The organism is Pantoea osteomyelitidis (genome assembly GCF_044342975.1).
Lineage (GTDB): Bacteria > Pseudomonadota > Gammaproteobacteria > Enterobacterales > Enterobacteriaceae > Pantoea > Pantoea osteomyelitidis.
In genome coordinates this window covers 54,107-66,293 of sequence record NZ_JBGFSN010000008.1, presented here as the reverse complement: position 1 = coordinate 66,293, position 12,187 = coordinate 54,107, and the positions used below count along the sequence as shown (strand labels likewise).

The 12,187-nt window shown below is 57.5% G+C and carries 10 protein-coding genes; 5 read left to right on the top strand and 5 right to left on the bottom strand.

All coding sequences use genetic code 11. The features are described 5' to 3' along the window. Positions 1 to 4: 4 nt before the first annotated feature. Positions 5 to 2,074: a 4-alpha-glucanotransferase gene (gene malQ, locus ABU178_RS17100; protein ID WP_397217122.1), complete on the top strand. Its 2,070-nt coding sequence runs from the start codon at positions 5 to 7 to the stop codon at positions 2,072 to 2,074. A 41-nt stretch (positions 2,075 to 2,115) separates the two neighbouring features. On the opposite strand, the gene nfuA is transcribed toward malQ, so the two are convergent. Both nfuA and gntX read right to left on the bottom strand, forming a co-directional pair. Beyond that, positions 2,116 to 2,691, bottom strand: coding sequence for a Fe-S biogenesis protein NfuA (gene nfuA, locus ABU178_RS17095; protein ID WP_397217120.1), 576 nt, complete (start codon positions 2,689 to 2,691; stop codon positions 2,116 to 2,118). Positions 2,692 to 2,749: 58 nt separating this feature from the next. After that, positions 2,750 to 3,433: a DNA utilization protein GntX gene (gene gntX, locus ABU178_RS17090; RefSeq protein ID WP_397217118.1), complete on the bottom strand. Its 684-nt coding sequence runs from the start codon at positions 3,431 to 3,433 to the stop codon at positions 2,750 to 2,752. Positions 3,434 to 3,467: 34 nt separating this feature from the next. Between gntX and bioH the strand changes: the two genes are divergently transcribed. Further along, positions 3,468 to 4,244 carry a pimeloyl-ACP methyl ester esterase BioH gene (bioH, locus tag ABU178_RS17085; protein ID WP_397217116.1) on the top strand — a complete coding sequence of 259 codons (777 nt, stop codon included), beginning with the start codon at positions 3,468 to 3,470 and terminating at the stop codon, positions 4,242 to 4,244. A gap of 164 nt (positions 4,245 to 4,408) precedes the next feature. Continuing rightward, complete coding sequence (locus ABU178_RS17080; RefSeq protein ID WP_397217114.1) at positions 4,409 to 4,675, top strand: YdgH/BhsA/McbA-like domain containing protein; 267 nt, start codon at positions 4,409 to 4,411, stop codon at positions 4,673 to 4,675. Here ABU178_RS17080 and ABU178_RS17075 read toward each other — a convergent pair whose 3' ends face one another. The 3 genes from ABU178_RS17075 to greB form a co-directional block, all read right to left on the bottom strand. Next, positions 4,676 to 6,364, bottom strand: coding sequence for an alpha-amylase family glycosyl hydrolase (locus ABU178_RS17075; protein WP_397217112.1), 1,689 nt, complete (start codon positions 6,362 to 6,364; stop codon positions 4,676 to 4,678). Between the two features lie 121 nt (positions 6,365 to 6,485). Beyond that, positions 6,486 to 8,813, bottom strand: coding sequence for a Tex family protein (locus ABU178_RS17070; protein WP_397217110.1), 2,328 nt, complete (start codon positions 8,811 to 8,813; stop codon positions 6,486 to 6,488). A 106-nt stretch (positions 8,814 to 8,919) separates the two neighbouring features. Further along, on the bottom strand, positions 8,920 to 9,393 hold the full coding sequence (gene greB / locus ABU178_RS17065) for a transcription elongation factor GreB (RefSeq protein WP_397217108.1): 474 nt from the start codon (positions 9,391 to 9,393) through the stop codon (positions 8,920 to 8,922). Positions 9,394 to 10,103: 710 nt separating this feature from the next. Here greB and ompR point away from each other — a divergent pair. Together ompR and envZ are read left to right on the top strand one after the other, a co-directional pair. Then, positions 10,104 to 10,823 carry an osmolarity response regulator transcription factor OmpR gene (gene ompR, locus ABU178_RS17060; RefSeq protein WP_001157751.1) on the top strand — a complete coding sequence of 240 codons (720 nt, stop codon included), beginning with the start codon at positions 10,104 to 10,106 and terminating at the stop codon, positions 10,821 to 10,823. Next, a complete protein-coding gene (envZ, locus tag ABU178_RS17055) occupies positions 10,820 to 12,184 on the top strand; it encodes a two-component system sensor histidine kinase EnvZ (RefSeq protein ID WP_397217080.1) in 1,365 nt (454 codons plus the stop codon). Before ompR ends, envZ begins: the two co-directional genes overlap by 4 nt. The last annotated feature ends 3 nt before the right edge of the window (positions 12,185 to 12,187 follow it).

The following is a 12,187-nucleotide window of genomic DNA, read 5'->3' as shown; positions in this document are numbered from 1 at the left end:
CGTAATGAAAGAGAAGCAACTGGAAAAGGCAGCAAGCGCAACCGGGATCGCCCCGAGCTATATCAATGCCAAAGGCGAAGTGCAGGCGATCAGTGAAGAAACCCGACAGCAGCTGCTGGCGATAATGGAGCATCCGACAAAGGAAAAAGCGCCGCCATTGCCGCCCGCTAAGGTATTTCGCGGCCCCGGCAAACGCGAGCTGACGGTAAAGGGTCGTGGGCAGTTTCACTGGCAGCTAATGACCGAGAAGGGCAAAGCCTTTACCGGCGACGTGGCGGGCGGCGATGTGCTGACGCTGCCGCCGCGGCTGCCGCAGGGTTACCATGAGCTGACGCTCAGCAAAGGTAAGCAGCAGTGGAATTCGCGCATCATCATTACGCCGCGCCGCTGCTATGAGCCAGAGGCACTGCGGGCCGGTGAGAGACGCTGGGGCGCGCTGGTGCAGCTTTATACCCTGCGTTCAGAGAATAACTGGGGCATCGGTGACTTTGGCGATCTGGAAAAAATGCTGGTGGGAATTGCCGAACGCGGCGGCGATTTTATCGGCCTTAACCCGCTACATGCGCTCTATCCGGCAAACCCGGAAGGCGCCAGTCCCTACAGTCCCTCGTCGCGCCGCTGGCTGAACGTCCTTTATATCGATGTCACGCAGGTGGAAGATTTTCAGCAAAGCAAGGCGGCACAGCGCTGGTGGAAAACGGCGAAAACCCGGCGGGCGCTGGAAAAGGCGCGCGGCAGCGAATGGGTAGATTACACCACCGTCGCACAGCTGAAGCTGGAAGCGCTGCGCCTGGCCTGGACGCAGTTCAGCCAGCGTGACGAGCAGGATAGCGCCATGCTGGCGTTTGAAGCTTTTGTGCAGGAAGGCGGCGATAACCTCTGGTATCAGGCGGCTTACGACGCGCTACAGTTTGAAAAAAGCGCGGATGAAGGGCAGGGCGTCGGCTGGCGCAGCTGGCCGGAAGCGTGGCAGAACACGCAGCTGCCCGCCGTGCAGAGCTGGTGCGAGGAGCACGTCGATGAAATTCGCTGCTGGATGTGGCTACAGTGGCTGGCGCAGACGCAGTTTGCCCAATGCTGGCAGCGCTGCCAGCAGCTGGGCATGGCCGTCGGCCTCTATCGCGATCTGGCGGTGGGCGTGGCGGAGAGCAGCGCGGAAACCTGGCACGATCCTGAGCTTTACCGCATGAAGGCGTCGGTGGGCGCGCCGCCGGATCGCCTCGGTCCGCTGGGACAAAACTGGGGATTGCCGCCGATGGATCCTCATGTGATGCTGGCGCGCGGCTATCAACCTTTTATCGATCTGCTGCGCGCCAATATGCGCGACTGCGGCGCCTTGCGTATCGATCACGTGATGGCGATGCTGCGGCTGTGGTGGATCCCCTATGGCGAATCGGCGGATAAGGGCGCCTATGTTTTCTATCCGGTAGACGATCTGCTGGCGATTATGGCGCTGGAAAGCCAGCGTCAGCGCTGCATGGTGATTGGCGAAGATCTGGGCACCGTGCCAAAAGAGATCGTCGGCAAGCTGCGCAACAGCGGCATTTTTTCGTGGAAGGTGCTGTGGTTTGAGCAGCAGCGCAACGGCGCTTACCGGCTGCCGCAGAGCTGGCCGCGTCAGTCAATCGCCAGCGCCAGCACGCACGATCTGCCGACGCTGAGCGGCTTTTGGGACGCCGGTGATTTTGCGCTGGGGGAAAAGCTGGGACTCTATCCCAACGAAACGGTGCTGCAACAGCTGCATGAACAGCGTGCAAAGCAGAAACAGGCGCTGCTGGAGGCGCTACGTCAGGCGGGCGCGTTGGCGGAAAACAGTGGAGAGACACGCGACGAAACGATGACGCCCGCGTTGAATCAGGCGATCCATCGTTTTCTGGCGAAAACAAACAGCGCGCTGCTTGGCTTGCAGCCGGAGGACTGGCTCGGCATGACGACGCCGGTTAACGTGCCGGGCACGGTGGATGAGTACCCGAACTGGCGACGCAGGCTAACGGTCACCATTGAGGCGCTGTTTAAAGACGAAGAGGTGAATCGCCTGCTGAAAGAGGTCAGCCAGCAGCGAAACAGCCAGTAACCGCGAGCCGACAGGCGCAATCCTGTCGGCTAAAAAGCACATCAGTAATAAGAGTGCTCGCCGCGCTGATGCTCGGTGAGATCGCGCACGCCTTTCAGTTCCGGGAAGGCGTTCAGCAGCTCTTTCTCGATACCTTCTTTCAGGGTGACATCGACCATCGAACAGCCGTTGCAGCCGCCGCCGAATTGCAGAATGGCGTAGTTCTCATCGGTGATTTCCATCAGCGTTACGCGACCGCCATGGCCCGCCAGCTGCGGATTGATCTGCGCCTGCAGCAGATACTCAACGCGCTCCATCAGCGGCGCATCGTCCGACACTTTACGCATTTTGGCGTTCGGCGCTTTCAGCGTCAGCTGAGAACCGAGATTATCGGTAACGAAATCGATCTCGGCATCTTCCAGATAGGGCGCGCTTAACTCATCAACATAGGCAGAGAGCTTTTCAAACTTAAATTCGGTGTCGGTCGCTTCTACCGCATCCGGCGGGCAGTAAGAGACGCCACACTCGGCGGTAGGCGTACCCGGATTGATAACGAATACGCGAATTTGGGTGCCATCTTCCTGTTTTGACAGCAGTTTTGCAAAATGCTCTTGGGCAGAATCGGTAATACGGATCATGGCGATAGCTCAATAGTTGACTAATTTAGTTGGTTATAATACGCCCATCACCGACGCTCTACAAGGTACGGCACAGGCACCAGATTTGTACGCTGGCTGCTCCCTGAGCCAGCAAAGTGCGGGTGATTTCCGCCACCGTACTGCCGGTGGTCACCACGTCGTCAATCAGCGCGATATGCCGTCCCTGCACCGCTGTTTCAAGACGGAAAGCGGCCTGCATGTTGCGCCGCCGCTCCGGGGCGCTTAGCCGGTGCTGCGGCACGCCGTGTCGATAACGGCGTAAGCCGTGCGGCTGGAATTCACATGTAAGCCAGTGCGCCAGCGGGCGCGCCAGTAGCGCAGACTGGTTATAGCCGCGTTGCCACAGACGCTTTTTATGCAGCGGCACGCAGAGCAGCAGGTCGGGATGCGGCACTGCCCGCGTGCGTCGCGCCTCTAACCAGCTTAGCAAAAGCAGTCGGGCCAGCATCACCCTGAGTGCGGTAGCGCCGGAAAATTTCATGCGCTGAATCAGCTGGCTGAGCGGCGGCACATAATCGCTCACGCAAATCAGCGTCTGCCAGGGCGGCGAGCGCCTCAGGCAACGACCGCAGGGTAGATAAGGATGCTGCGACGGCAGGGCGCAGCGCGGGCAAAGAATCGGCAAGGCGGGCAGCTGGCGCAGACAGACGCTGCAAATGCCGTGCAGCGGCAAACGCAGCGGCAGGTGACATAGCCAACAGACGCCCGGCATTGGTAGCATAGCGACCTCCTTTTAAATTTCGGGATAGTAACTGATGAAATCGCTCTATTGGCACACCAGCGGGGAAGGAAATGTGGATCTTGTGCTGCTGCACGGATGGGGACTGAATGCGGAAGTATGGAGCAACATTACGGCGCGACTCAGCCCGCATTTTCGTCTGCATCAGGTGGACCTGCCCGGCTTTGGCCGCAGCCAGGGTTATGGCGCGCTGACGCTGGAAGAGATGGCGCAGCAGCTTATCCCCCTGCTGCCCGAGCGCGCCATTTTGCTTGGCTGGTCGCTGGGCGGACTGGTGGCGAGCCAGCTGGCGTTGTTTGTGCCGGAGCGGGTGCGCGGCTTGATTACCGTGGCGTCATCGCCCTGTTTTACCGCGCGGGAAAGCTGGCCCGGCATCAAGCCGGAAACGCTGCAGGGCTTTCAGCAACAGCTGAGTAATGATTTTCAGCGTACGGTAGAGCGCTTTCTGGCGCTGCAAACGCTGGGCACGGAGAGCGCCCGTCAGGATGCCCGCGCGCTGAAAGAGGTGGTGCTTTCGCAGCCGATGCCGCCGGTGGCGGTGCTCGAAGGCGGTCTGGAGATTCTGCGCCAGGCCGATCTGCGTGATGCCTTAACTAATCTGGCGTTGCCTTTCCTGCGCATTTACGGCTGGCTCGACGGGCTGGTACCGCGCCGCGTGGCGGAAATGCTGGATGAACGCTGGTCAGAAAGTGAGTCGGTGGTTATAGAAAAGGCAGCACATGCGCCTTTTATCTCTCATCCCGCGCTTTTTTGTCAGCACATCCTCAGCTTTAGCGCGGATCTGACAAAATAAAACTTCTCCTGGCCGCTGGAAAAATTGTGTGATGCGACAATACTTTTTCAGGTAAGCAGGGCCGCTGTCTGGCATCCGGAAGGGAGTCATGTTGTTCCATTCTGCCTGATTGTGTTTTGCGGCTGCTTGCATCCTGCATACCAATAATGAATGAGGATACATGTATGAATGTCATGAAAACGGTTATTGCTTCACTCTGCTGCATCGCCTGCTTTTCTGCGTTGGCTGCGAAAGAAGTGACGAAAGAAGATGTGCAGAAAATGAATTTGCAAAAAATTGGCACCGTGAACACCACGGCGGAAACCACCTCGCCTATGGATGCAAAACGCGAGCTGTCGAAGATGGCGGATGAGAAGGGCGGCCGCTATTACATGATTATCGCCGGGCGTGAACATGGACGCTTCAGCGGCGTGGCGGAAGTGTATAAATAATCAGCCGCGTAGCCACATAAACTGCCAGGCATCCAGCTGCACCGGCTGGGTGCCATCTACTTTCTCGCCACTAATCACATCGTGAAATTTATCCATTTCGGGCAGATGGGCCTCTACCTGACGGCTGCTGAGATTAAATACGCATAGCAAACTATCCTGACTCTCTGGACGATGGCGCTTGAGGATCAATAACGCATTTTCGCTGTCAAACAGCGTCATGGCGTTATCAGGGTGAAATGCCGGCTGACGCGTGCGTAGCTGAATCAACGCGCTCAGGCGGTTGAAGATTTGCTGGCGCAGCCAGTTTTCGCCCGCCAATGCCTGTTCAATTTCACGCAGGGCATATTTCTCGCGGTTAATGGCGCGGTTATGTCCGGCGGCTCTGACTCCTTCCCGGTCATTGCGCGCGCCGAGAATACTTTGAATGTAGATAGCGGGCACGCCGGGGAACGCCAGCAAAATGCCATGGGCCAGCAGGAAACGGCGCAGGCGCGTTTCATCATCGTCCTCCTGCTTGTTCAGCGCATCCAGATAGGTAACGTTGATTTCGTACGGGCTGGTGGTGCCGTCCGGGTTGTTTTTATAAGAAACCAGCGCCCCTTCCAGCGCCAGATCGCGCACCAGCGCGTTGATCTCCGGCTCCGAGAGAATGCCGCGCGCCGGGTTCAGTCCGATACCATCATGGGAAGCGAGAAAATTGAAGAAAGTGGTGGTATTGCCGCTCAGCTCCAGGCTTGACGCCCACTGGCGCAGCGCGCGCGCCGAACCGGAATGGATGGCGTGCAGCACCAGCGGCGGCAGCGAGAACTGATACACCATTTGTGCCTCATCCTCGCCGTCGCCAAAGTAGCTGATATTGTCTTTATGCGGCACGTTGGTCTCGGTAATGATCACCGTACCGGGTGCCACCACGTTGGCGATGGCGCGAAACAGTTTCACCAGCTGATGCGTTTTCTCCAGATGAATACAGTTGGTGCCCGGCGTTTTCCACATATAGCCCACCGCGTCGAGGCGCACGTAGTCCGCGCCTTTTTTCAGATAATCCAGCAGCACGTCCACCATGCTGATCAGCACTTCCGGGTTGGCGAAATTCAGGTCGATCTGATCGGCGCTAAAGGTAGTCCAGATAAAACGCGTCTCGCCGTTCGCCAGCGTAAAGGGGGTGAGCAGCGGGGAGGTGCGCGGGCGGGTCACGGCGCTGAGATCGGTTGCCGGCGGCATGCTGATAAAGAAATCATCCCAGCCGGGGTCCTGCGCCAGAAAATGACGGAACCAGGGACTTTTCGCCGACATATGATTACAGACGAAATCGAACATCAACCGCGTATGGGTGTGAAGTTCAGCAATATCCTGCCACTCTCCGCAGATTGGGTTGACCTGATGGTAATCCACCACTGAAAAACCGTCGTCGGAGGTATAGGGAAAGAAAGGCAGCAGGTGGACAAGGTTAAAGGTGGATTGCAGATGCTGTTGATAAAAGCGTGAAAAGGTTTGGAGCGTCGGCGCTTCGCTTTCGCGGAATTGATCGGCGTAGGTGATCAGCACAACATCTTTCTCATCCCAGTGCGGTTTGCGCGGCATCTTTACCGTATCGCGCGCCGCCCGGATATGAGAGAGCAATCTTTCGCGTGCGCCCACAGGAAAGGAACCAGCGTAAATCTTATCGATTAATGCATTGATAATTTCCATATTTAACGGGGGCCACGGCAGGAGTTATTTTTTATACAGGCTGTTTTTCAGCGTAGCTTCCTGGTGGAAAATCGCAAATTTGTCCCCTTTTCCGCGAGACGGAAAAGGGGAACAGGGCAGGTTAGCGTTTTTTACCGAAGGCGGCTGCGAGCGCGTCGCCCATCGCGCTGTTGCCTGCCGGCTGACTGTTGCCGCGCGGACGCGCTTTGGCGCTGGCAGGACGCGCGTTATCACGTGGGGCAGCTTTGCTGTTGCCGCCACGGGAAGCCGTTTCGCCCGGCTGTTCATCCAGACGCATCGTCAGGGCGATACGCTTGCGCTGCAAATCCACTTCCAGCACTTTTACCTTCACGATATCGCCCGCTTTGACCACCTGGTGCGCATCTTCAACAAATTTGTCTGACAGCGACGAGATGTGTACCAGGCCATCCTGATGCACGCCGATATCCACAAAGGCGCCGAAGTTAGTCACGTTGGTCACCGCGCCTTCCAGCACCATGCCGGGCAGCAGATCGTTCAGGGTTTCCACGCCCTCGGCAAACTGAGCGGTTTTGAATTCCGGACGCGGATCGCGGCCCGGTTTTTCCAGCTCTTTCATGATGTCGGTAACGGTGGGCAGGCCAAAGCGTTCGTCGGTAAAGTCCGCCGCTTTCAGATTGCGCAGGCTGGCAGGGTTGCCCATCAGCGCATCCAGCGCCTGCTCGGTGGCGGCCAGAATACGCTGCACCACAGGATAAGCTTCCGGATGCACCGTGGAGGCGTCCAGCGGGTTATCGCCATGATTGATACGCAGGAAGCCCGCGCACTGCTCAAAAGCTTTGGGTCCGAGGCGACTCACTTTCAGCAGCTGCTGGCGGTTGTGAAAACGGCCATTTTCGTCGCGCCAGCTGACAATGTTTTGCGCCATCATGCGCGTCAGGCCCGCCACACGCGTCAGCAGCGCAACGGAAGCGGTATTGAGATCGACGCCGACGGCGTTCACGCAATCTTCCACCACCGCATCCAGCTTCTTCGCCAGCTGGCTCTGGCTGACGTCATGCTGATACTGGCCGACGCCGATCGATTTCGGATCGATTTTCACCAGCTCCGCCAGCGGATCCTGCAAGCGGCGAGCAATGGAAACCGCGCCGCGCAGTGAAACATCCAGATCGGGGAACTCCAGCGCCGCCAGCTCGGAGGCGGAATAGACCGATGCGCCCGCTTCGCTGACAATCACTTTTTGCGCCTTGACCTGGGGAAACTGCTTCTGCACATCAAGGAAGAAACGTTCGGTCTCGCGCGAGGCGGTGCCGTTGCCAATCGCCACCAGTTCCACCTGATGTTTACTGCACAGCGCCGCGACCACGGTAGCGGCTTTTGCCGCCTGGCCGGTGTGCGGATAGATGGTATCGGTCGCGACCACTTTGCCGGTGGCATCCACAACCGCCACCTTCACGCCGGTACGCAGGCCGGGATCGAGACCCATGGTGGCGCGCATCCCTGCCGGTGCCGCCATCAGCAGATCGTGCAGATTGCGGGCAAAAACGTTGATCGCTTCATCTTCAGCGCGTTCGCGCACCGTGCCCATCAGCTCGGTCTCAAGGTGCAGCAGCACCTTGATGCGCCAGGTCCAGCTCACTACCGCCTTACGCCAGCCGTCGGCAGGGGCGTTATTCAGGCGCAGATTGAGGTGGTCGGCGATCAGGGTTTCTCCATAGCTTTCGCGCGGCGCTTCATCGTACTGCGGATCGGCGTTCAGCGAGAGTTGTAGCACGCCTTCATTGCGGCCGCGAAACATCGCCAGCGCACGGTGCGACGGAACGCTGGAAAGGGGTTCGTGATGATCGAAATAGTCGCGGAATTTTGCGCCCGCCTCCTCTTTGCCTTCCACCACGCGGGAAACCAGATGGGCATTCTTCCACAGGTATTCGCGCACTTTCGCCAGCAGCGTGGCGTCCTCGGCAAAGCGCTCCATCAGGATATAACGCGCGCCGTCTAACGCCGCGCGCGCGTCGGCGACGCCTTTATCCGCGTCGATATAGCGGGCGGCGAGCTGTTCCGGATCCTGCGCTGGGTCCTGCCACAGCGTATCGGCCAGCGGTTGCAGCCCCGCTTCAATCGCGATCTGTCCACGGGTGCGGCGTTTGGGTTTGTAGGGGAGGTAAAGATCTTCGAGTTCAGTTTTGCTCAGCGTGCCGTTGATGGCGTTGGCGAGATCGTTGGTCAGTTTTCCCTGCTCATCAATCGATTTCAGAATCGACTGGCGACGCTCCTCCAGCTCACGCAGATAGCCCAGGCGGGTTTCCAACTGACGCAGTTGGGTATCATCCAGGCCGCCCGTCACCTCTTTACGATAACGTGCAATAAAAGGCACGGTATTCCCTTCGTCCAACAGGCGCACGGCGGCTTCAACTTGCTCTGCCCGCGCCTGAAGCTCACTTGCAATAATCTGGCTCAGATCTTTCATCATCAGTAACTATCTTGCTTACACAGGGTTGAGAAACAGGGGACAGTTATACGGATTGAAAGGTGAAATTGCCAGCGACGCGGGCAGCTTTGCGCCATATTCTCAACGACTATTTGACGTAGGTTATCTCATTGACGTACCAGAGCGCCGGACCCACCGGCGTCTCTACCGTCGCGGCATCGCCCACCTCTTTTTTCAGCAGCGCGCGCGCCATCGGCGAGTCGATAGAGATATAATCTTTGCGGCCAAAAATCTCGTCATAGCCCACGATGCGAAAGCGTTTCAGCTCGCCCGCGTCGTTCTCAACTTCCACCCAGGCGCCAAAGAAAACTTTGCCATCCTGCTGCGGCGAATAGTCAACAATGCGCAACTGCTCGAGGCTTTTGGTCAGGTAGCGTACGCGGCGGTCAATCTCGCGCAGGCGCTTTTTGTTGTACTGATAGTCGGCGTTTTCGCTGCGGTCGCCCAGGCTGGCGGCCCAGGTCACTTTTTTGGTGACTTCCGGGCGCTCTTCGCGCCAGAGAGTGTCGAGTTCCGCTTTCAGCTGGTTAAAGCCTTCACGGGTGATAAGTTTGGTTTTCATTCTGTTGCTGCCAGAAGATTCAGATGCAGGTTAGTGTAAAGGGATTAATCTGCGGAGTTCAATGCGCAAAAAAAGAGTCGGGGAACCAGTTTTTAAAAAGGGTAAAAACCGAATCCTTTATTCCCCGGTGGCGAAACTGGCAGGCGCGTAGCATGTACTTCAGTTCAGAAAGCAGGTGAATCATTTAAGAGAGAGCATGTTCAGATGGAAAGCAGTGTGCGTGATTTTTCCGCAGCGGGGAAGGGATGATTAACCGCTGATTTCGCAGACTTTATTTTTTAGCGGATCGAACAGGCGGCAGGATGGAGATTATCCGAGAGGCGATGCGCGGCATTAAAACAGCAGACGAATTTTTCTGCTGCGTAATTGGTGAATAAAACGATATTCTGGTCGGAGTTCTATGCTGTGATGGCCATGCAGGCAGCGGGAAAAAGTAACTCGTTGTATTTGTTTGTTTATTATTTCCTGGTGCGAATATCACGCCAGCGAATAGCAGAAAAAGTGCTTATATTTCAGATAAGACGTAACGGCGTTCGCAACCTCAGAATTGCGATCCTGAGCGCAGCGCCGGGTAAAAACAGAAGATAAGCTGCTGTTTAATATGCTTTGTAACAATTTCGGCTAGAATATAAACCATTAATGACTGTCACTATAGAGCATCTTTTTTTAACAATATTGGCTCAGGCAATGGCGCCTTTGGGAGTTTAGAAATGCAAGAGAACTACAAAATTCTGGTCGTCGATGATGATATGCGTTTGCGCGCGCTGCTCGAACGTTATCTCACCGAGCAGGGCTTTCAGGTGCGCAGCGTCGCCAACGCCGAGCAGATGGATCGTCTGTTAACCCGTGAATCTTTTCACCTGATGGTTCTCGACCTGATGCTGCCGGGCGAAGATGGCCTGTCGATCTGTCGTCGTCTGCGCAGCCAGAGCAACCCGATGCCGATCATTATGGTGACGGCGAAAGGAGAAGAGGTAGACCGTATCGTGGGTCTGGAGATTGGCGCCGACGACTATATTCCGAAGCCCTTTAACCCGCGCGAGCTGCTGGCGCGTATTCGCGCGGTGCTGCGCCGTCAGGCCAACGAGCTGCCGGGCGCGCCGTCGCAGGAAGAGGCGGTCATCGCTTTCGGCAAATTCAAGCTGAACCTCGGCACGCGTGAAATGTTCCGCGAAGATGAGCCGATGCCGCTCACCAGCGGCGAGTTCGCGGTACTGAAAGCGCTGGTCAGCCACCCGCGCGAGCCGCTCTCCCGCGACAAGCTGATGAACCTGGCGCGTGGCCGCGAGTACAGCGCGATGGAGCGTTCGATTGATGTGCAGATTTCACGCCTGCGCCGCATGGTAGAAGAAGATCCGGCCCATCCGCGCTATATCCAGACTGTTTGGGGCCTGGGTTACGTTTTTGTACCGGACGGCAGTAAAGCATGAGGCGACTGCGCTTCTCGCCCCGCAGTTCGTTTGCCCGCACCTTGCTGTTGATCGTTACCTTGCTGTTTGTCAGCCTGGTAACGACCTATCTGGTGGTGCTCAACTTCGCCATTCTTCCCAGTCTGCAGCAGTTCAACAAGGTGCTCGCCTATGAGGTGCGCATGCTGATGACCGATCGGCTTCAGCTGGAAGATGGCACGCAGCTGGAAGTGCCGCCCGCGTTTCGCCGGGAAATCTACCGTGAGCTGGGCATTTCGCTTTATACCAACGCGGCGGCGGAAGAGAGCGGGTTGCGCTGGGCGCAGCATTACGAATTTCTCAGCGAGCAGATGGCGCAACAGCTGGGCGGTCCCACCGATGTGCGCGTTGAGGTGAATAAAAACTCGCCGGTGGTCTGGCTGAAAACCTGGCTGTCGCCCGATATCTGGGTGCGGGTGCCGCTGACCGAGATCCATCAGGGCGACTTTTCGCCGCTGTTCCGCTATACGCTGGCGATTATGCTGCTGGCTATCGGCGGCGCCTGGCTGTTTATTCGTATCCAGAACCGACCTCTGGTCGATCTGGAACATGCTGCACTGCAGGTAGGGAAGGGCATTATCCCGCCGCCGTTGCGTGAATATGGCGCATCGGAAGTGCGTTCGGTTACGCGCGCCTTTAACCAGATGGCGTCGGGCGTGAAGCAGTTGGCCGATGATCGTACGCTGCTGATGGCTGGCGTCAGCCATGATTTGCGTACGCCGCTGACGCGTATCCGTCTCGCGACCGAGATGATGGGCGAGCAGGATGGTTATCTTGCGGAGTCGATTAACAAGGATATCGAAGAGTGTAACGCCATCATCGAACAGTTTATCGATTACCTGCGCACCGGTCAGGAGATGCAGACCGAGCGCGCCGATCTCAACGGCGTGCTGGGCGAAGTGGTGGCAGCCGAGAGCGGCTATGAACGGGAAATCGAGAATGCGGTGATGCCGGAAGAGCTGATGCTGGATATCAACCCGCTCTCCATCAAGCGCGCGGTAGCCAATCTGGTGGTGAACGCGGCGCGTTACGGCAATGGCTGGATCAAAGTCAGCAGCGGTCACGAACTGCATCGCGCCTGGTTCCAGGTGGAAGATGACGGGCCGGGCATCAAGCCGGATCAGTTGCAGCACTTGTTCCAGCCGTTTGTGCGTGGCGACAGCGCGCGCAGCACCAGCGGCACCGGCTTAGGGCTGGCGATTGTGCAGCGTATTATCGACGCTCATCATGGTTCGCTGGAAATTGGCGTCAGTGAACGTGGTGGGCTGCGCATTCGCGCCTGGCTGCCGGTACCCGAAGCGGGCAGTCAGAGCCATACGCTGATTAGCAGCGCGCAGAGCTAAACC